Source organism: Azospirillum largimobile, assembly GCF_977007025.2.
Genome location: NZ_CDRMUA020000003.1, coordinates 122,515 through 142,272, shown reverse-complemented (window position 1 = coordinate 142,272; position 19,758 = coordinate 122,515). Strand labels below are relative to the sequence as shown.

Sequence of the window (19,758 nt, the reverse complement as noted above, 5' to 3'; positions counted from 1 at the left end):
AGGTGGAGCGCAGCCACCCCACCGGATGATGTTACTGTTTGGGATGTCTTGATGATTGGCGTGAAAAACAATCCCGACCCGATCAACGTCGCACCCCTTCAAGAATTATGTCCGCTTTGTTCAATGTGACCGGCCGAATCCTGCGTAGGCTGCTTGTCATAAAAACTTGATGGAGCGGAAAGGGATCGAACCCCCGCCCATCCGAACGTGGCCGCCGGAACAATCAAGGCCGCGGGAAAACAGCGTGTTCGCCGACCATTCGCGACCCACGACGATACGAACAGGAAAGCGGAAGAGGGGCACGGGACAATGCAGCGCAATCAACAGCAATCCGGCGTTTCCACAGTCGACACAGTCGGTTTCCTCCTGGTTCCCGATTTCTCCATGATCGCGTTCACCGCGGCGGTGGAGCCTCTGCGCCTCGCCAACCACATCAGCGGAAAGGAACTGTATCGCTGGGTTCTGCTCTCCCCGAACGGGGGTGTCCAGCGGGCCAGCAACGGCATCGGGATCTGCGTCGACCACTCCATCGCCGACGCTCCGCCGCTGTCCACCGTGATGGTGTGCAGCGGCGTCGGCGGCCACTGGTACGAGGATCGGGCGATGTTCTCGTGGATGCGGCGTTCGGCCGCCCAGGGGATCGCCTTCGGCGCCCTGTGCACGGCCAGCCACATCCTCGCCCGCGCCGGCCTGTTGAACGGCTACCGCTGCACCATCCACTGGGAGAACATGGCCGGCTTCGCCGAGACCTTCCCGGAAATCGAAGCGACGGGCGAACTGTTCACGATCGACCGCAACCGCTTCACATGCGCGGGCGGCACCGCCGCCACCGACATGATGCTGCACCTGATCGCCGCCCGCCATGGCGCGAAGCTGGCGATGGACATCGCCGAACAGCTTCTGCACACCAAAATCCGCGCCGGCAGCATCCGCCAGCAGGAGGAACTGCAAGCCAATCCGGTGCTGGACCATGAGGATCTCAACGCCGCCGTGGCGGTAATGCAGGCAAACATAGAGGAACCGCTTGATCTGCTGACGCTTGCTGCGGAACTGGGCCAGTCGCGCCGGAATCTGGAGCGGCTGTTCCGCAAATACATGAACTGCTCGCCGGCCAAATACTATCTCGGCCTGCGGATGAAGCGGGCGCGACAGCTGCTGTGCCAGACCCGCATGTCGGTGATGGAGGTGTCGATCAGCTGCGGCTTCATTTCCGCCACACATTTCAGCAAATGCTACCGCGATCATTTCGGCGTCGCACCGCGCAGCGACCGCCAGAACCAGCGGCACAGCCCGCTTGCCGCCGCGCACGAGTTCGCCGGCGTGACCTGATGCGGCACCTGATGCGGCGGAAATCGCCAAATCCGTGTCGCATCCAAACAGGTGCCGCCCCCTGGATGTCCTTAAGGTACAAAACGGCCTGCCTGACACCAAATCCGCGTCCGGCCCTGCCGGACCACAGCCAGGAGGACGGCACCGATGCTCGAAACGATCCTTTCCGCCCAATGCGCACGCGGTGTGTCCGCCGCCGATTCCCTGGTGGCTGCCATCCCGGCCGGCCTCTACGAGCTGTTTCTGGAGAATGTCGTCCTGCCCTGCCGGATCGGCGTGTTCGACTACGAGCGCGACGCGCCTCAGCGGGTCCGCATCGACCTGCTGCTGCAGGTGCGCCAGGACAGCGCCCAGTTCTCCGACGATATCGGAGACGTGCTGTCCTACGACGATCTCTTGTCCGGGCTGAAGCGGATCCTGATGGACGAGCACACCAACCTGGTCGAGATGCTGGCGGAGAAGATCGCCCGCATGTGCCTGGCTCATGAACAGGTGCAGTCGGCCCGCGTGTCGGTGGCGAAGCTGGACATTTATGACGGAGTCGCGGTTCCGGGCATCCGGCTGGAGCGGACGCGCGACCAGATGCCGGCGTCGCGCCGCCTGATGGCCATCGCCGACCGGCGGATTTGACCCGATGACGGCCAACGCATCTCCCGAAGGCGGATCGCCGGCCCCCAGTTCGCTGGCCCCAAGACAGCCGGCCCCAAGACCGCCGGACGCCGGGATACGGCCCTGGGTGATAAAGATTGGCGGCAGCCTGTCGGACTGGCACCGGCTGGGAACCTGGCTGGACCTGATTGCCCGCCCCGGCCATCTCCACCCCCTGGTGATCGTGCCGGGCGGCGGCCCCTTCGCCGATGCCGTGCGCGACGCCCAGGACAATTGGCGCTTCGACGACCGCCTCGCCCACCGCATGGCCCTGCTGGCGATGGAGCAGTTCGGGCTGATGCTGCACGGCATCTGTCCGGCCCTGCAAACGGCGGCGACGCGCGAACGGCTGCGGTCGCTGATCCGGGCGCGGATGCCGGCGGTGTGGCTGCCGTCCGCCATGGCGCTCGACCAGCCCGAGATCGCCGAGAGCTGGGATGTCACCTCCGACAGTCTGGCGGCGTGGTTGGCGGTGGAACTGGACGCGACGGCGCTGGTGCTGGTCAAGTCAGGGCCCTGCCCTTGCCCTGCGACCGATGCGGCGTCGCTGGCCCGCGACGGGCTGGTCGATGCGGCCTTTCCGCACTGGCGCGGGCGTTTCAGTGGCGAGAGTTGGTGCATCCATCGCGACAACCACGCCCTGATGGAAGAGGCGCTGGCGGGCCGCGCCAGTCCTGGTTGCCCCCTGCTGCGCAGCCCGGAGGTGGAGCCTCTGCCCCGCGTGCGGGCATGAACGAAATTTCTCGTCTTCCCGCACCGTCGCGATTGGCCTGGGCGCTGACCGGGTCCGGCCACTGCATCGAGGAAACGCTCGACCTGTTGGCGCGGATGGCGCCGCCACCCTGGTCGGCGTCATCCTGGTCGACATGGTGTGCCCCACCCCCGATCTGGGCCGCGCCATGGCCGATGCCGGCTTCATCGGCGTGATGCTGGACACCGGGCTGAAGGATGGCCGCAGCTTACGCGATCATTTGTCGTCCGACGCGCTGGCTGCCCTCATCGGGCAAACGTGCGATGCCGGATCGTGGGCAGGGTTGGCGGGGGCCCATTCGGCGCCGGTTGGGCTCCACCTTGTTGGCAGAACACTCGCATCTACAGCGGTTTACACTGCGCATGCAGGGGAGCCCGCTTCCGAGCCGGTTAACAATTTTGAGGCAGCGCTGTCCTGCTGGGCCGTCCGATGATGCTGCGACCATCGGCCATCCCCATCGCCCGCGCGGTGAGCGAGCGGTTTGCCGGACTGGAGGGCTTCAGGTTGTTGCGCTCTGCCGTCAGTGCTTGGGCGAGCGGCGCGTCGCCGCCGCGGATCGCCGCCTCGACCAAAGTCAGGTCGAGGATGTCGCGCTGCGCGTGGCTGCCGCCGAAACGGTGGGCGCGGGTGCGCACTGCGTAGAGCAGCTTGGCCGCCGTCCGGTACTCGCCCCGGCCGAACGCCTGCAGCGCCCGGCACACCGGCAAACCGACATCACGCGCCATCATGGCGCCGGTGCCCTGGCCGCGCCGTGCGGCTTGCTCCTGGGCGGCGAGGGTGCGGTCAGCCGCGTCATCGCGGCCATCGGCGACGAACGCCATCATGGCATGAGCGTCGTTGAAGGCGTAGAAGCCGTCGGCGGCGGCCCGTTCCCAACAATCGGCCACGTCACGCCAGCGGTCGCCCACATCGATACCGCGCAAGTGCAGGCGCCAGAGCATGGCCGAACCATCCACCAGTTCCAATGCCGTCGACGCGGGGTTAGATCGGATGTGCAGATCGTAGAGCGACAGAACCCGCTCCGTTTCGCCCTGCTCCAGGTGGTACAGGGCCAGATGCCACCAGTTGTGGTACGAGAAGGCATTGTTGTCGGCCCATTGCGCCCGCCTGGTCTCCATCCACTCCACACCCTCACCGATCCGACCCTGCATTTCCATCACGTGCGCCACGGCGTGGATCGCCCACGGGTCGCGGTTGTTGAGGGTGAGCGCCCGCCGACCGGCCTCCTCGGCACGGCCGTAAAGGTTGGTCTGTTCCAGCCCGAAAGCGTGCATGCCCAGCACATAGCCGAAGCCTGGCACGCTCTCGTCCCAGTGCGGCAGCACCTGCGCCACGCGGTCGCGCAGCATGCGGGATTCGCCCAGGAAGAAATCGGCCACATGGGCGATCTGCAGAGCCAGGATGTCGTGCGGGTGCTCCTGCACGATCCGGCCGTAGAGGGCGGCGGCACGCTCCAGATCGCCTTCCAGCCACGTTCGTGCCGCGGCGATATGGGCACGCTCGCGGTCGGTGGCGCCGGCCGACAGCGCCTCCGCCGCCTCGACGCTGCGGCGCAGTTCGACTTGGGCGGCAGCCTCATTGCAGGTGGCGTAGACTCCGGCCTTGAAGCAATGGCCCATCACGAAACCGGGGTCCTCCTCCAGCGCCTCGTCGGCAACGGCAAGGAAGTCTAGATAATAGCCGTTCAGCAGCTCGACAGCGGCGTCAAAGCGGTCCAAGGCGGTCTGGTTGGCGGTGGACACAGTCAGCCCTCGCACGTCTCGCAGTGTCATGATCGTCTCTCCGTGACAAGAATGATGGTTTCCCTTTTCCTCCGGTGGCGTGATGTCGGCGTGAAACTGCGAGGGTGCGCAGCGTGAAAAGGAGCGTTCCCGGTCGCCACAGGCTTTTTCACGCCCGGCTCACGACCGGCGCCACGCCGGCTTCACGAACGCGCGGACAGTATGGGGGCCTCGCAACCGTTGAGCGGAGGTCCATCATGCCGGTAGGAAGTGCCCCCATCGCCCGCCCGCCCCAGCCCATCGTCCTGCGCCCCGCCCTCTGCAACGACAGCCGCCGCATCGCCGAGTTGGTCCGCATCGCCGCCGATGGTGTGGCCGACTACATCTGGGGCCAGCTCGCCGCCCCCGGCGAAGACCTGCTCGCAATCGGCGAGCGGCGCTACGCGGGCGACGGCGTCGGCTTCAGCCACCGCAATGCCGTGCTGGCCCAACAAGGGGATACGGTGGTCGGGATGATGCTTGCCTTCGCCATGCCGCCGCGCGCCGACGGGCCGCCGGAACGCGAGGTCGATCCCGTTTTGCGCCCCTATGCAGAGTTGGAGGTGCCTGGAAGCCTCTACATCGCCTCCATTGCCGTGGAGGAGGGGCACCGCCGCGCCGGCATCGCTACCCGGCTGCTGGCCTCCGCCCGCCGGCGGGCGCGGGCGGAGGCGCTCTATGGAATGAGCGCCATCATCTTCGCCGCGAACACGCCGTCACGGCGCCTGTTCCAGCGGCACGGCTTTGCGGTGGTCGACCGCCGGCCTGTGGTTCCGCACCCGCTGATCCGTCACACAGGGGAGGCACTGCTCTATCACGCCCATCCCTGACGCAGCCTCTAACCATGCAACGCCGCCTCCAGCAAGGCTGCCGGCTGCCTGTAGCCGACGCGCCGGCACTCGTCCAGAATGCACTGAAGCGCTTGGCGCGCCTCGGGGTCGCGCCGGCCACGGCCCCAGGCGGCAAGAGCCCGGCCGCGCGCGGCGAACAGGGTGCACCAGGGAAGCGGTTCCTCAGCGGCATAATCCTCCAGCGCCCGGGCGTAGCGTTCGGCCAACGCCCAGTCGGCCAACTCCAGTGCCGTCTCGATGGCTACGCGGTAAAATTGCAGATGGTTGTGTCCGACGCTGCCGCCGGCCAGCAGTGCCTCGCCCTCGTCGAGTGTCGCGCGCCGGACAGCGGGGGTGCGCTCGCACAAGGCCAGTTCTGCCAGGATTGACGGCCCGATGTAGCCTGGACCCGTTTCGTACGCGATCTCCATTGCCCGGGACAGGAGGGCACAGGCCTGCTGCAGGTTGCCCGCCTTGTGTTCCAGCCGCGCCTCGAACACCATATGCTCAGCCTCGAACCGCCGCGCACCCAGTTGCCGGGTCAGCGCCTGTGCCCGCGCCAGATGGTCGCGGCCGGCGACCTCGTCATCCAGTTCGAACAGGATCTCGTATGCCACGATGTGGGACAGCAACTCGGCCCGGCAATGGCCGATGCTCTGCGCCGCCTGTGCGCCCGCGCGTGCATCCTCCACGGCGCCATGCAGGTCGTTCATATAGAAGCGGGTGATGGCAACCATATAGCGGTTGGACACTTCGACCCGCCGCAAGCCCTGTTGTTGTGCCAGGGTCACGCAACGGACAAAATGGTCGTGCGCGGTCACCATGCGGCCATGCGCGTAATAGCCGTCGCCAAGCCCTCCCAGCGCTGCCGTCTCCAGATCGACCGCGCCGGCCCGCCGAGCCCATTCCAACGCGGCCTGATGTTCGCGCAGGCAGCCCGCCAGATCGCCGCGGGGAAAGCACAGGTTGCCACGCATATGATGAATGCGCGCCCGGTAGGCCGGTCGATCGGCACGCACCGCGGCGACTTCCGCTTCCGTCAGGGCCGCCAGGGCGCCGTCCAGGTCGTCGGTCACCCGCTTGGCCGATGCCAGACCCAGACAGGCGCGGGACCGCTCCGCGTCGCCGGTCGCCAGGGTTCGGGCTTCGGCGAAGGCCGCCAATGCCTGCTGCAACTCGCCCGCAGCTTCCAGAAGCTCTGCCCGCAGGCAGGACAGGGCGAACTGGTCCTCAGGCGCGGTGGCCAACGCCAGACCGCGTTCCGTCAGTTGGATGGCCCGCTCCAGCCGGAAGTCGGCGGCGCAGGTTTCGGCCGCCCGCAAGTAGGCGGTGATGGCGGCCGGGTCATCGGCCCGGTCCAAATGTTCGGCATGTCGTACGGGATCGCCCTCGGCATACCAATCCGCCGCCCGCCGGTGCAGCTGGGAGCGCTGGGAGCGGAGCAGCGCTCCATACACCGCCTCCTGCACCAGGGCATGCGCAAACAGGAAGCCATCGGCATCCTGGCGGACCAACGCCTGTTCGACCAATGGCCCACACAGATATCCCGGATCGTCGATCATATGCCGCAAGCCGTTCAACGCAAAGCGTGACCCAAGGACGGACGCCGCCTGGAGAGCCCGCCGGTCGCGCGGAGCGAGGATGTCGGTGCGGGCCAGCACGATGGCGTGGATGGTGCCCGGCACCGCAGCCACCTCTCCGCGGCTGCGCAGCAGTTGCTCCAGGAACAGCGGATTGCCGCCGGCCCGCGCGACGCAGCGTTCGGCATGCCGTTCGTCGATACCTGGGAAAAGCCCGGCCAACGCCAGCGCGTCGGCACGCCGCAAGGGTGCGAGGTCGAGCGTCAGCACCGGCCCTCCAGCCAGTTGGGCGCGCCAGTCCGCCCCCAAAGGATCGCCCTGGAGGCGGGTGGACAGGATCAGGACTGCCGGACAGTCTGCGACGACCCCGGCCAGCATCGCCAGATAGGACAGCGTCTGCCCGTCCGCCCAATGGATGTCCTCCATCACCAGCAGGACGGGCTGTTCGGCGCTGCGCGCGCGCAGCAGGTCGGCGATGGCACCGCGCCGGCCGCGCTCGCGCTCGGAATGGTCAAGCGCCTCATGGGACGGGCGCAACTCCGGCGGCAGCGGCCGGTCGATCAGCGGATCCAAATGCAGCCGCGCCCCCGCCGGCAGCCGCCCATCGGCGAACAGCCGGTCGAGATCGTCGATCGGGCCGGCAAGTTCCTGGACGAGCGCGCGCAAAGCATCCTGGCCGCGCCCGACGCCGTTGCCGACCACCATGCCGGTGGCGCACCACATGGAGTTAGGCTCTAAGCCAAAATAAGTGCGTTTATCTCTGCTCGGGGAGCGATGTTGTAGTTCCACTCGGGATGGAAGGCGTTTCGGGTGATGGCGAGAGCGTCCATCTCGGCGTCTGCTACCTTGATACCCTTGGCGTAGTCTGCGGTGTCGAGTTCGCAGGCAACCGTCAGGCCCGTTTTGGTGGTGGTGGCGGCGATCAGTTCGACGATGGCGAGCCGGCTGGTCAGTGGGCGAGCGCGCCAATTCTGCGAGATGTGACAGAAGAGGCGATGCTCGATCTTGTTCCACTTCGAGGTGCCCGGCGGGTAATGGCAGACGCTGATGGTCAGGCCGGTTTCGTCAGCCAGCTTCTGCAATTCCACCTTCCACAGCCGGACCCGGCTGCCGTTGGAGCCGCCACCGTCTGCGGTGATCATCAGGGTGCGGGCCTGCAGGTAGCGGGCCTGTCCCATCGTCTGCCACCAGCGACGGATGGACTGGACAGCAAACTGGGCGGTGTCGTGGGTCACCCCGACACTCACCCACCCGGCGTTCTCGGCGACGTCGTAGACGCCGTACGGAATGGCCTTGCCGCGCTCCTTGTCTTCGAAGTCGTGCACGTTCACTCGGCGCGGCTTCCCCTCGGGGCACCAGTCGGTTCCAGCATTCTTGTAGGGGCCGATCAACTCCTTCTTCTTGGTGTCCACCGAGATGACCGGAGCGCCGGCGGCCTGGAAAGTCAGCACCTGGGCATTGATGTGCTCGAACTGTGCGTCGCGGTCGGGATGGCCGCGCCCCTCGTTGGCCTTGCGGTTGCCCTGACGGGAAAAGCCGAGCCGACGCAGCAGGCGGCGCACCGAGTTGGCCGACACCCGATGACCTCTGTCCCGCAAGGCCGCCGCCAGCTTCTCCAGGCTCTTGGACACCCATAGCAACGGCCGCTCCGGACAGCCCAGCGTCATCGGCCCGACCAACTCCAGCAGGGCGCGCTCCAGCAGCGGATCCCTGTCAGTCAACCGCTTGCGCCCACCGCCCGGCTGCCGTAACCGTGGCCCAGACGGCGCTACGCCAGCGGCGATCTCCTTCAAACCGCGCCCAATGGTGCTCGGTGCGATCCCGGTGGCCCGTGCCACCGCGGCGATCCCGCCACGGCCGAGCGCCTGCGCTTGGGTGGCGGCGAACAGACGGCGGCCCCGCTCGTCCAGGCTCGGACGCAAAAGGGCATATTGGCGGCGCAGCACGGCTTCATCAATCATGCCGACGAGTCTACCGACCCCGACGCCCCCTGAGAATCCCCGACCGCACAGCAAGCCCGGTCGATTCATCTATTTTGGCTCAGCTCCTTAGCAGCGGCAAGGCGCTTGAACTCCTCGATCAGCCGGCTTTTGCCGATGCCGGGGTCGCCGCGGATCTGGATCGTGGTGCCGCCGCCACCTTCCCGACAGGCGGCAAGCGCGGCAGCGAACTGGCGAAGCTCCGCCTTCCGTCCTATGAGCGGGCTTTGTGGGAGAACCGTGTCCACCAGATGCAGTCCGGTCACACGCCAAGCCTTGCGCCCATCCTCCGCCGGTGTGGCCGGCTGTACTGCGGCGCGCTTGCCCAGCGCACCGTGGACCCCGTCGCAGACCAGCGTCTCGCCGCCGGCCGCACGCATTGCGAGGCCGGGCGCTTCGTGCATGGCCGGGCCGGTGACCAGCCGCCCCTCGCCCCCCTCCCTCGGTGCGCCGTCGACCACCGCCATGCTGCACGCGATCCCCACCCTGGCAGCCAACGGTGCGGGTCCGGCAGAGGTGTTGAGCGCCTCATGGATCTCCGCCGCCACCCGCACCGCGCGCCAGGGTTCGTCGCCGAATGCCCGCCGCGCGCCGAAGGCCGCCAGCACCGTGTCACCAGCATGGCGCAGGGTCTCTCCGCCATAACCGGCGACGATGTCGTCGATCAGGCCGAACAGCCCGGTGGCGACGGCATGAGCCTCCTCGGGATCGAGTGAGGCGCCGTTGCGCTCCAGCCCGACCAGCAGCACGCAGAGGACGGTCACATGGCGCATCTCCGGACCGCCGCCGTTCAGACTGCCCGCGTCGTCGGAAGGCGGCACCTCCGCGACGGGTTCCTCCGTCGTCCGTTCCTTCGTCGTCCGTTCCTTGTTCATCTCTGCCGGTGCTGCGGCGGGTGGTGTCCCGTCCTCCTGCCGGCCGCGGGCATGGCGGCGCTCGCGGATGGTCTTGTACAGCTGCTCGGTCTCCGGCTCGGGTGCGACGCCCAGCTCCTGTTCCAGCATGGATCGGCAGATCTGGTACTGCTTAAGGGCGACCGTGTGCCGCCCCTGCCGGGCATAGAGCTGCATCAGCGCGCGATGGGCTTCTTCCTGAAGAGGGTCGAGAGCCAGCAGGCGCAATCCAGTCTGCAGGCCGGCCTCCAGCATGCCATCTGCCAGGGCCTGATCGAGCCGTTGTGCCAAGGTGCCGAGTGCCAGCCCGCGATAGCGCTGGCGCTCGATCCTCACCCACTCGTCGAAGCCTTCGGCGTTCAGCGACAACCCTTCGAACAGCTCACCACGATAAAGAGTTGCCGCCCGGTCCAGGGCTTCGGGCGTCCCTGCCGTGAGAGCCTCCTCGAAAGCCGCCACATCGGTGTCGACGGCGTTGCGGGGCAGGGACACCCACTCCCCATCCACGGCGAGAAGCGGGATGCCAGCGCTGTCATGCGCCCGGCGCAGAGTGGCAATCACCTGACGCAGGCTGCTCCGCGCCTGGGTGTCGGCGCTGTCGCCCCACAGCAGGCCAGCAAGCTTCTCACGCGATTGTCCCTGATCCGGACGAAGAGCCAAGTATGTCAGCAGGCCCATCGCCTTGCGGACCGTCAGGGGAAACAGAGAGCCCGCAGGCGTCCGCAGCTCGAACCCACCGAACAGGGTTAGCGTCCAGACCCCCATGGCTGCCCCCATGCTCGGTGCCGGAAGCATGGCCGGCCAGAGTTTGCCCGCGGCCAACGATGCAATGAGCCAAATGTGCCACCCGGGCGTCCACCGCCCAAGCGGGGTTGAGGTGCTATACCGACCGCGCCACCCAAAGGGAGAGGTTGCGGTCCCATCCTATGCAGACTGATGGTGAAGTGTGGAATGCCATCACCTTATTCCTCGCGGAACGCACGCCTGAAGCTGTCCGTCAGCGGCTGAACCAGATAATCGAACAGGGTGCGCTCCTGTCCGGTCACCAACACCTCGGCCGGCATGCCGGGATGAAGGTCGTCCAGCCCGGCCTGTTCGATCTGCGCGCGCGGAACGTCGACACGGGCGAGAAAATAGGGTGCGCCGGTCCGTTCGTCCGACAACGTGTCGGCGGACACATGCGTGACCCGTCCGTCCAGGCGCGGTGCCGTCCGGGCGGGGTAGGCGGTCAGCACGACCAGCGCCGGGCGGCCGACACGCGTTGAATCGATGTCCGCCGGCCGGATGCGCACAGCGATCACCAGCCGGTCATCGCGCGGAACGATGTCGAGGATGGCGCCCCCGGGCGGGATTACTCCCCCTGCGGTGTGGGTGCGGAGATTCAGCACCGTCCCAGCTTCCGGCGCCACCACGGATGAGCGGGCCAGGCGCGCCGCCACGGCCATGCGCTTTTCGGCCAGCTCGATGCGCCGCATCTGCACCTCGCGCAGTCCCAAGGCGGCTTCGGCATGGCGTGTCCTTCGGAGGTCTGCCTGCTGCAACTCGGCTTCGGCAATGACCTCGAGCGACTGGGCGATGCGCCCGGCATGTTCGGCCTGAGCGCCGGCGAGTTGGGCCGCCGTACGCTGCAGGGCAAGCAGCCTTGGGCGCCGCTCGACCCCCTTCTCGACCATCGCCAACACCGTTGTCTCTTCCTGCTCCAGAAGTGCTCGCTGCCGCTCGCCCGCGGCGATCTGCACCTCCAGCGCGGCGATCAGTGCCTGGTTCTGCGCGATGCGCTGGCGCAGGATCTCCATCTGCCCCTTGGTCCGGCTGTTGCGGCTGGAGAACAGACCATCCTGAGTGGACAGGATCTCGGCAACGTCGGAACGATGGCGTTGTACGGTCAACTCCTCTGGGAAGTGGAGTTCCGGCCGATCATCCCGTTCCGCCCGAAGCCGCACCTCCTCGGCAAGAAGAGCCCAATGCTGGCGCTCCAGCATGTCGGATCGGGCACGGTTCTCGACCTCGTCCATGCGCGCCAATGGCTGGCCGGCATCGACACGGTCTCCGTCACGGACCAGCAGGTCACGAACGATGCCGCCGTCGAGATGCTGGATGGTCTTGCGGTTGCTGTCGGCCTGGACCGTGCCGGTCACCACCACGGCGCTCGCCAGCGGAACGCTCATGCTCCACCCGAGAAAGCCGCCGAAACCGAGCAGGGCCGCCGCGGCCCCGGCAAACAAGGTCCCGCGCACAGGCGCCTTTCCCAGAGGGAGGGCTGGCAGAGCTGAGGCGATGGCATGCGTCATGCTGATTCTCCTTCCGCATCCCATGGACCGGTGGACCGGATGCCGGCCGTCGCGACGGGTGGGCGCGGACGGAGGGCTGTGACGTTGTGTGCAGCAAGGCGGTCGAGCACGGCTTGGCGCGGGCCTAGCAATTCGACAAAGCCGTTTCTCAGGACCATCACCCGGTCGGTCTGCTCCAGAATCCTCGGACGGTGGCCGATGATGATGACGGCCGCTCCGTCTTTCTTGGCGCCGGCGATCGCATGGGCCAGGGCCGCCTCGCCCTCCGCATCCAGGTATGCGTCTGGTTCGTCGAGAACGATGAGCCGCGGATTGCCATAGAATGCCCTGGCAAGCCCGACACGCTGACGCAGCCCAATCGAGAGCAAGGCGCCGGACTCCCCGATGGCGGTGTCGTACCCATTCGGCATGCGTAGAATGATCTCGTGAAGCCCAGCCCGGCGTGCGGCATTGACAGGCAGTGTCGGATCGGGCTCGGCCATCCGCGCGATGTTCTCGCCGACCGTCCCGGAAAACAGCCCGACCTCCTGGGGCAGATAACCGAGATACTCACCCCGGACGATGGGGGACCAGTCTTGGATGTCCGCACCGTCTATGCGCACTCTGCCACCTGTGCCGGCCGCCGGATTGCGATGCCCGGAGACCAGCAGGCGCGCCAGCGTCGATTTACCGGCCGCCGGCGGGCCGACCACGGCCAAAGCCTCGCCGGGCGCCAGAGAGAAGGATACACCTCGCAAGATGGTCGTGCCCCCCACCGCGCAGGTGAGGTTTTCGACCGTAAGCCGACCCTGCATCATGGGCAGCCGCGAGCGGCCGAACCGCTTTGCAGGGCGAGCGAAGAGGGAGTTCAGGCGTCGATAGGCTGCATGGCCCTGGGTCACCTGCCGCCATGAGGCGATCGCCTGCTCGACAGGGGCAAGCGCCCGTCCCATGACCAGCGAGGACGCCATCATGGTGCCGCCGCTCACCTCGTGCCGCACCACCAGCCAAGCGCCGGCGGCGAGCAGGGCAACCTGCACACCCTGCCGGACGCAGCGCGACAACGCGCAAAGCAGGGCCGCCCGATCACTGGCTATCGTCTGATGGGCCATGCGTTCGTCCCGGCCTGCGAGAGAGCGTGCGACCAAGGCAGGCAGCATGCCCATTGCGTCCACGACGCAAGCGTTGCGCACTCCGTTCTCGATCTGCCGCAGGCCGTCCGTCACCATAGCGGTGGCGCACTGACTGAAGCTCCTGGTCGCACGATCGCTGAGCGCCGCCGCAGCGACCAGCAGCAGCACCCCTGCCAATGCCGTGTGACCCAGCACCGGGTGCAGCACATAGATGAGCGCCAGATAAACCGGCACCCACGGCGCATCCATCAGCGCAAGCGTCACGGCGCCACCCAGTGCCGTCCGTAGCGCCGCAAGGTCGCGCGGCGCCTGAGAATCATTGCCATCGCCGGACAGCGCCGCCTCCAGCGCACGGGCAAGGGCATGGGGAGACAGGGCGTGTTCGAGCCACAGCCCGACCCGGCCGAGCGCACGCCCGCGCACCGCGTCGAGAATCGAAAGGAGACCAAGCGCCGCCACGGCCACGAGGGTGAGGTGGAGGAGCGTATCCAGACTGCCGCTCGACAGTACCCGGTCATAGACCTGCATCATGTAAAGCGGGACCGTCAGGGTCAGCAGGTTGATCAGCAGGCTGAGACCGCCCGCCGCCAGATAGGAGCTTCGGCATCCGCGTAGGGCCGCTGACAGCAAATTCGTGCAGGGAGTGCCGCATGAAACCTTCATCCTCGTCCTCCCATCAGAGGGCTGGTCGCGAAGGAACCAAGCCGGAGCTTTCCGGCTGGGTCCAGGCACGATCAGAGCAGGAAGTCGGACGCGGAGAGGCTGCCGAAGGCTCCTTCAAGGAAGATCTCCCCATCGGCACCATCGCCGTTGAGGGTGTTGAACTGAACGACCGTTCCGGTGCTGACGCTGAAGTAGCGCACCTGCCCTTCGGCGGTAAAGTTGGCCTGCCCAACCAGGGTGAAGGGCTGGTTTCCAGCCAGCGACTGGGCCGCATCGAGGGCCGAGACGTCGATCCTGTCCGCCCCCCGGGTGAAATCCCGAATCTCGTCGCGGCTGAGGCCGGTGCCCATGTCGGACGGTGCAGTGTACCCGAACCGGTCGTTGCCGCTGTCGCCTTCCATGATGTCGCGGCCTGCCCCGCCGAACAGGGTGTCGTTCCCGCTGCCGCCGCCGAGAAAGTCGTTTCCGGTGCCGCCGGTCAGGACATCCTGTCCACCACCGCCAAGCAGCGTGTCGTTGCCCTGATTGCCGGCCAGGCTGTTGTTCAACCCGTTTCCCGCCAATGTGTCGGCGAAGGCGGAGCCCCCCAGATTTTCAATGGAAGTGAACAGATCGTTTTCGCTGCCGGACTTACCAACTCCGGTTTGGAGATTGGCGTTGACGCCGATCCCTGCCGTGCTGTAGTCGGCCATGTCGGTGCCGATCCCCCCATTCAGGGTATCGTTGCCGCCGCCGCCGCGCAGGGTGTCGTTGCCGTCATTGGCAAAGATCTGATCGGCGAATGCCGTGCCGCTGACGATGCTGCTGCCACGAAAATCACGGATGATGGCCATGAGGATGTCTCCTTCGATAAACTTCGGCTATTGCTGATCCACCTGCCTCCCGACGGAGGACTGTGCGGTGTCAAAGCCAATCTGCCGGGGCATCGTGAGACGGCGGTCAAATGGACCGTAAAACTTGCGTGAAAATCACAATCGCTTCCACTGACAACCTTTCGGCCTGATCTCCAGTGATAACAATCACTTCATTCCTGATGACCTTTATCGAGGAGATTGAAGATCAACAGGTTTCAGCATTCCCTTGGTGGTTTCTGTCAGCCTTTGCCCAGCTTGCTTGGGGGCGCGGAGCTGACGTAGAGGATCGCCTCCACTGTGGGGGAGAGGAATGCCCTACCGGTGTTGGCTCAGCTCTGGGGATTTGCGGACCATGGCGCGGATGCAGGCGAAACGCAGGATGTTGATGATGGCGCCGCCGGCGATTTCATGCTCGCGGGCAAGGCGGGCAAGGTCCACGTCCGGGGCGAGACCAAAGGGCTTGCGCAGGAAATTGCGCTCCCACAGTGCCAGACGCTGCTCCACGCCCGGGCGAGTCCAGACCGTGTGCCCGGCCGAATAGACCCCGGGGCAGGCGGCCTACCCACCTGCCCCAGCGCCGGCAAGTCCCTGAAGGAAAGCCGGCGCGCTACCGGACGGAGGCGAATGGTCAGGGAAGCGATCCGGCCGCCTTGGAGATCGGGCAGCCGAACAGGTCGCTCAACCAGCCGGCCACCTCCTCCAGCTTGTAGCCCAACGCGACCATCGCCTGCTGAACATAGGCCGCCGCCGCGCCCAGCCCCTGAAGGAGCTGCGCCAAGTCCTTGCCCAGCTGCTTGAACTGGTTCTGCAGGATCTGGCCGACCAGTTTCAGGCCGTCGACGAGGTTCTTCCACTGGCTCTTGGCCCAGGCGAGGAAGGCATTCAGGTCGGCAAGTGCTGCCTGCATCAGGGCCGAAGCTTCCTGCTTGACGGTGTCGAGGACGTGGCCGGCCACGTCCTTCAGGCTGTCGATGATCCCTTGCACGTTGACGTTCACCAGGGACACGGGGGACGCCTGGCTGCCCAGGGCCAAGGAGAGGCCCAGCAGCTCGAAGTCGAAGTACCCGTTCACCACGAGGCTCTGCTTCGACGCCTGGAAGGCCAACCCGGCCGCGACGCTGAAGTTCGGCAGCGCCACCTTGGGCACCAGGGTGACACCCCACAGGGTGATGCCGTCCCAGGTCAGGTTCTGCCAACCGAAGTTGAAGCCGAAGGAAGCGCCGAGCTGGTACTGGCTGGGGTTGAGCAGGAAGGTGATGCTGTCCCCGCTCCAGGTGCCGCAACCGGCGGCGGGCGTGCCCTCCTGCACCGCGTAGTCCAGTTGGAACTGGTTGTCGGTGGTGGCAAGGGCGTAGAGGTGGTCCTCAACCACGTCCAGGAACTTCAGGTACATGGACGAGTAGAAGCGGACCGGCTGGCTGTTGTTGACGCCCGGCACCACGATACCCGCCGGCGTGGCCGCGATGGCCAGTTCCGGCCCTTGGCTGGTCGGCTTCTGGGCCGTCGGATCCCAGCCCGACAGCATGAACACCGACCCCCAGGAGACCGGCTGCTGCAGGATGACGTAGCCGGAGAACCCGGCCTTGGGGTTGGCCTGCTCGGCCAGGGTCGCCGAGACCAGGACGTTCTCCTGCCCGAGGAGCGTGAACTGGGCCTGAAGGCCGAAGCCCGCCGGGAAGGGGCCACGGTCGCCGATCTTCTTGAGCTGGGCGCCCTCGACGAACCAGAAGGTGAACTGGGTGATGCTGATCACCTCGTCCAGGAAGGCCACCACGTCGGCCACTTCCGGTTCGCCCTGGGCCTGCAGGGTGGCGGGGGAGAAGTCCAGCGCAAAGGCAGCCTCGAGGACATTGGACAGGGTCATCGGGGCCTGGTCCGCCTTGGTCCAGACCGCGATCCCATTCGGGACCTCGAAATCGACCACCTCGACCTCGAAGCCGACCTCGAACTCGTACTGCGGCGCGTTCGGGTTCTGCAGCTTCAGGTCGCCATCCGCGGACAGGGTGACGCCGGCGGCCTCTGCGCCGATGGTGACGCCGCCGTCCAGTTCCACGATGGTCAGCGTCTCCAGGCCGAAGGGCTTGGCCCAGTTCGTCAGGCTGACGGTCAGGTTCAAATCGCCCTCGGCCGGTATGATGCTGCCGGTCAGGGAAAGGTCGATGGCCGTGCCCGCGTCGGGGTGGAACGTGCCGGCGGCGGTGGCGCTGATGCTGCTGTTGCCCTGGGCCGGGTCGCTCCATTCCAGGGTGAAGCCATCGAACTGGAAGATGCCATTGTTCATGGCGCTGAAGCTGTCGTTCAGCACCGCCTTCACCGTCGTCGCCCCGGTCCCCTGGGCGTAGGCGGCGAACAGGTCGAGCTGCGACACGTTGCCCATGAAGCCGGCGATGGCCGCGAGGCTGTCGGTCAGCTTCAGCGAGGTGAAGAACAGGAATCCGGGGGCGATGTCGAAATCCGCCCCCAAGGCCGGAACGGACTTCACGTCCAGCAGGCCCAGCGACGACAGGCTGGTGGATTTGCCTGCCACGGTGGACACGACCAACCCGCTGTTGCTGAAGGTCAAAGCGGAGAGGGCCGGCCAGAGGGAGCCGGGGGACCATTGCGGGACGACCACGCCCACCAGCACGCCGGTCTGGCCGCCCTCGTACTGCACGCGCAGCTCGGCGTCGGCGAAGGTCTGGCTTCCATAGGCCAGCGAGCCCTGGCCGACGAAGTCCAGGTTTCCGCTGCCGTAGGTCAGGTGGAGTTGGCCGTTCGCCAGGGCCGCCTGGTTCGCCGGCGTCCAGTCCAGAAGCTGCGGCCATGCCGCCTGCAACGGCCATTGCAGGCTGTTCCCCATGGTGGCGTCGAGGGTCAGCGCCACACCCCCGTCCACGTCGCTGAAGGTCAGCACCACCTGGGCGCCGCTGTACTTCGTGCTGGCCAGGGTCAGGGTGGCTCCGCTGGCCGTGGCCTGCAGGTCGATGCTGGCGGTCCCGACCAGTGCCTGCAGTTCGAGCTGCCGGGTGGACGGGTCCACCTTCAGGGTTGCCTCGCTGCCCAGTTGCAGCGTGATGCCGTTCAGGTAGTCGCTGATCGCGGTCTGGACCGGGCCGGGGAACTGGTCATGGGCAAGTTGGAGGGCCTGGGTGCCGGCGCTGGTTTGAAGCAGGCCTTGCAGGGTCGCATAGATGTTCGAGGCCATGGTCTCACTTCCCCAGGTTGTTCAGCGCGTTCTGCGCGAACTGCGTCGCGGCCTGACTGATCTGGCCCAGGTTCTGGCCGATGTAGTCGTTGATGGCGCCGATGATGGCCTGGATCAGCGCGTCCTGCCCCAGGAAGGCGTTGATGAAGATTTGGAACTGCTGGTCTTCCGGAGGCAGCGTTATGGCCAGGGTCACGTCGCCGGAGCCGGCCACCAGGGTGACCTGCGTATAGGTCAGCGCCAGTTGTTGGGGGGTGTCGCCGTCGGAGTAGAGCGAGGTCGTCACGCCGAAGGTGCCGCTGTTGTTGACCAGACTGATGTTCAGCGTGCCGCTGATCGGGATCGGCTGGTTCTGGTTCACCTGGATGTCGAGGCTGAACGGCGTCGAGGCCGTGACCGGCGGCGACGGCACGGTAACCTTCTGGTCGTTCACGTTCACCTGGGTCCCCGCCGGGACCTCGCCCAGCAGCAGGGTCGCCGTGGCCTGCTGGTTGACGCCGAAGATGGTGCTGTTCGGCGGGGCGATCACGTTGGACAGGCCGTTGATCACCAAATTGGCCAAGGAAATGTTGCTGAGTTGGACCGACTGGCCCAGGACGGACGTGCTGAACGGGCCGCCGATGGACAGGTTCGTCGCCGTGAAGGGATCCAGCTGCGGCGACTTGGAGCCCAGGATCACGGTGGGGACATAGACATAGCCGCTGGGGTCGTTCAGCGCGCCCCGGGCCCGGTCGAAGATGTACTTGTCGACGTCGTTGGCGTCCGTGTCCACCGTGCTGTCGGCGACCTGGGTACTGCCGAAGATGGTGTCGAGGGCGCTGGAGATCTGGCTGGTGAGCAGGTTCGCGACCTGCGCCATGTTGTCCGGGGACATCAGCGCGCCGTTGATCTGGTTCGTCAGCATCTGCGCCGCGTCGTTCGTGGCGATCAATTGCTTGAAGAACCCGGTCCAGAGCGGATAGAAGGCCGCCGCGGAGATCGCCTGCGGGAAGGGGACGGGCGTCAGGCTCTGGTAGTCCAGGTTCTGCAGGGTGAAGGTCGGGACCGCCCCCTGCACCGCCGCCAGGTCGAGGGAGTTGAGCGAGAATTGCAGCGCCGGCGGGGACGCGACGGTGACCGTGCCGTTGGCCAGCACCTGGGCGTTCGTCAGCGTCAGCAGCGCGGTGCCGGTGGCGCTGCAATCGAAGCCGTTCGGGTTCGCCGCGGACGGGGTCAGTCCCAGGCTGGGCGGGGGCGCCACCACGGTGCCGGACTTGTCGACGAAGCAGAGCGTCTGGGTCAGGACGAAGCCCAACCCCTGGAAGGCCGTCCCGTTGTTTGTGTCGGTGCCCTGCTCTGACCCGGACAGGGCCAGGGGCTGCGACCAACTGGCGCCGTTGTCGGGGTAGGCGTTCAGGTTGAGGGCGATCTGTGCCTGGTAGCCCTGGTTGTTCGAGGTGACCAGCGGCGGCTGGCCGCTGATCTTGATGTTCGCCAGCCCTTGGATGTCGATGTTCGTGGCGACCAGATTCACGCCCGCACCGGGCAGCGCCACGACGCGCAGCTGTTTTCCCATGATGTATGTGACAGCCGCGCCCGCGTCGTCGATCATCTGCTGCGTGATGGCGCCGGAGGGCGTCTTCATGCTCAAGCCCCGCAAGGCCAGGAAGAACGCGTTGAACCAGCTGGTGGCGAGGTCGTTGGAAATGGCGGCCGAGCCGCCGATGTTGTTCAGCGTCCAGAGGCTCTCCTGCAAGGGCAGGTAAGGCTGCTGGTTGTTGTCCGTCATGCCTGCGAGGGCTTTGGGCAGGAACAGGCCATTCCCCGGCGAGCCGTCGTTCGCCTTCTGCATCAGCGTGTTGTAGACGAAATTGAACAAATACAGGCCCATGACGTACTCCCGGG

General features: G+C 66.6%; 15 protein-coding genes. 5 read left to right on the top strand and 10 right to left on the bottom strand.

The window, feature by feature from the left end; genetic code table 11:
• The first annotated feature begins 384 nt into the window (after window positions 1–384).
• The 4 genes from ACWPKK_RS18295 to ACWPKK_RS18280 all read left to right on the top strand — a co-directional run bounded on the left by ACWPKK_RS18295 (window position 385) and on the right by ACWPKK_RS18280 (window position 3,161).
• The gene (locus ACWPKK_RS18295; RefSeq protein ID WP_452006984.1) at window positions 385–1,329 is read left to right on the top strand and encodes a GlxA family transcriptional regulator; all 945 of its coding nucleotides are present in this window, start codon (window positions 385–387) and stop codon (window positions 1,327–1,329) included.
• 147 nt (window positions 1,330–1,476) lie between these two features.
• The gene (locus ACWPKK_RS18290; RefSeq protein WP_452006982.1) at window positions 1,477–1,959 is read left to right on the top strand and encodes a dihydroneopterin aldolase; all 483 of its coding nucleotides are present in this window, start codon (window positions 1,477–1,479) and stop codon (window positions 1,957–1,959) included.
• Between the two features lie 106 nt (window positions 1,960–2,065).
• Entirely contained in the window at window positions 2,066–2,710 is a 645-nt protein-coding gene (locus ACWPKK_RS18285; RefSeq protein WP_452006980.1) for an amino acid kinase family protein, read from the top strand.
• Window positions 2,711–2,843: 133 nt separating this feature from the next.
• Window positions 2,844–3,161 carry a (5-formylfuran-3-yl)methyl phosphate synthase gene (locus tag ACWPKK_RS18280; protein WP_452006978.1) on the top strand — a complete coding sequence of 106 codons (318 nt, stop codon included), beginning with the start codon at window positions 2,844–2,846 and terminating at the stop codon, window positions 3,159–3,161.
• On the opposite strand, the gene ACWPKK_RS18275 is transcribed toward ACWPKK_RS18280, so the two are convergent.
• Window positions 3,118–4,500, bottom strand: a complete 1,383-nt coding sequence (locus ACWPKK_RS18275; RefSeq protein WP_452006976.1) for a tetratricopeptide repeat protein — start codon at window positions 4,498–4,500, stop codon at window positions 3,118–3,120. The genes ACWPKK_RS18280 and ACWPKK_RS18275 overlap by 44 nt on opposite strands.
• A gap of 206 nt (window positions 4,501–4,706) precedes the next feature.
• Here ACWPKK_RS18275 and ACWPKK_RS18270 point away from each other — a divergent pair, with 206 nt between their 5' ends.
• A complete protein-coding gene (locus ACWPKK_RS18270; protein ID WP_452006974.1) occupies window positions 4,707–5,318 on the top strand; it encodes an N-acetyltransferase family protein in 612 nt (203 codons plus the stop codon).
• An 8-nt stretch (window positions 5,319–5,326) separates the two neighbouring features.
• On the opposite strand, the gene ACWPKK_RS18265 is transcribed toward ACWPKK_RS18270, so the two are convergent.
• From ACWPKK_RS18265 to ACWPKK_RS18225, 9 genes are all read right to left on the bottom strand, one after another.
• On the bottom strand, window positions 5,327–7,621 hold the full coding sequence (locus tag ACWPKK_RS18265) for an ATP-binding protein (protein WP_452006972.1): 2,295 nt from the start codon (window positions 7,619–7,621) through the stop codon (window positions 5,327–5,329).
• 11 nt (window positions 7,622–7,632) lie between these two features.
• A complete protein-coding gene (locus ACWPKK_RS18260) occupies window positions 7,633–8,859 on the bottom strand; it encodes an ISAzo13 family transposase (protein ID WP_452006970.1) in 1,227 nt (408 codons plus the stop codon).
• Window positions 8,860–8,924: 65 nt separating this feature from the next.
• Window positions 8,925–10,535, bottom strand: a complete 1,611-nt coding sequence (locus ACWPKK_RS18255) for a BTAD domain-containing putative transcriptional regulator (protein WP_452006968.1) — start codon at window positions 10,533–10,535, stop codon at window positions 8,925–8,927.
• A 197-nt stretch (window positions 10,536–10,732) separates the two neighbouring features.
• Window positions 10,733–12,061 (bottom strand): HlyD family type I secretion periplasmic adaptor subunit, encoded by a 1,329-nt coding sequence (locus ACWPKK_RS18250; protein WP_452006966.1) that lies wholly within the window; start codon window positions 12,059–12,061, stop codon window positions 10,733–10,735.
• Window positions 12,058–13,836, bottom strand: coding sequence for a type I secretion system permease/ATPase (locus ACWPKK_RS18245; RefSeq protein ID WP_452006964.1), 1,779 nt, complete (start codon window positions 13,834–13,836; stop codon window positions 12,058–12,060). The genes ACWPKK_RS18250 and ACWPKK_RS18245 overlap by 4 nt, the downstream gene beginning before the upstream one ends.
• A 71-nt stretch (window positions 13,837–13,907) precedes the next feature.
• Window positions 13,908–14,669 (bottom strand): calcium-binding protein, encoded by a 762-nt coding sequence (locus ACWPKK_RS18240; protein ID WP_452006962.1) that lies wholly within the window; start codon window positions 14,667–14,669, stop codon window positions 13,908–13,910.
• Window positions 14,670–15,005: 336 nt separating this feature from the next.
• Window positions 15,006–15,194, bottom strand: a complete 189-nt coding sequence (locus tag ACWPKK_RS18235; protein WP_452006960.1) for a hypothetical protein — start codon at window positions 15,192–15,194, stop codon at window positions 15,006–15,008.
• Between the two features lie 124 nt (window positions 15,195–15,318).
• Window positions 15,319–17,874 (bottom strand): hypothetical protein, encoded by a 2,556-nt coding sequence (locus ACWPKK_RS18230; protein WP_452006958.1) that lies wholly within the window; start codon window positions 17,872–17,874, stop codon window positions 15,319–15,321.
• Between the two features lie 4 nt (window positions 17,875–17,878).
• On the bottom strand, window positions 17,879–19,744 hold the full coding sequence (locus ACWPKK_RS18225; protein WP_452006956.1) for a hypothetical protein: 1,866 nt from the start codon (window positions 19,742–19,744) through the stop codon (window positions 17,879–17,881).
• Window positions 19,745–19,758 lie beyond the last annotated feature (14 nt).

Excerpts from the sequence above, each read along its gene's own strand:
- ACWPKK_RS18295 (WP_452006984.1), top strand. The coding sequence starts at position 385 with ATGATCGCGTTCACCGCGGCGGTGGAGCCTCTGCGCCTCGCCAACCAC.
- ACWPKK_RS18290 (WP_452006982.1), top strand. The coding sequence starts at position 1,477 with ATGCTCGAAACGATCCTTTCCGCCCAATGCGCACGCGGTGTGTCCGCC.
- ACWPKK_RS18280 (WP_452006978.1), top strand. The coding sequence starts at position 2,844 with ATGGTGTGCCCCACCCCCGATCTGGGCCGCGCCATGGCCGATGCCGGC.
- ACWPKK_RS18275 (WP_452006976.1), bottom strand. The coding sequence starts at position 4,500 with ATGACACTGCGAGACGTGCGAGGGCTGACTGTGTCCACCGCCAACCAG.
- ACWPKK_RS18270 (WP_452006974.1), top strand. The coding sequence starts at position 4,707 with ATGCCGGTAGGAAGTGCCCCCATCGCCCGCCCGCCCCAGCCCATCGTC.
- ACWPKK_RS18265 (WP_452006972.1), bottom strand. The coding sequence starts at position 7,621 with ATGTGGTGCGCCACCGGCATGGTGGTCGGCAACGGCGTCGGGCGCGGC.
- ACWPKK_RS18260 (WP_452006970.1), bottom strand. The coding sequence starts at position 8,859 with ATGATTGATGAAGCCGTGCTGCGCCGCCAATATGCCCTTTTGCGTCCG.
- ACWPKK_RS18255 (WP_452006968.1), bottom strand. The coding sequence starts at position 10,535 with ATGGGGGTCTGGACGCTAACCCTGTTCGGTGGGTTCGAGCTGCGGACG.
- ACWPKK_RS18250 (WP_452006966.1), bottom strand. The coding sequence starts at position 12,061 with ATGACGCATGCCATCGCCTCAGCTCTGCCAGCCCTCCCTCTGGGAAAG.
- ACWPKK_RS18245 (WP_452006964.1), bottom strand. The coding sequence starts at position 13,836 with ATGAAGGTTTCATGCGGCACTCCCTGCACGAATTTGCTGTCAGCGGCC.
- ACWPKK_RS18240 (WP_452006962.1), bottom strand. The coding sequence starts at position 14,669 with ATGGCCATCATCCGTGATTTTCGTGGCAGCAGCATCGTCAGCGGCACG.
- ACWPKK_RS18230 (WP_452006958.1), bottom strand. The coding sequence starts at position 17,874 with ATGGCCTCGAACATCTATGCGACCCTGCAAGGCCTGCTTCAAACCAGC.
- ACWPKK_RS18225 (WP_452006956.1), bottom strand. The coding sequence starts at position 19,744 with ATGGGCCTGTATTTGTTCAATTTCGTCTACAACACGCTGATGCAGAAG.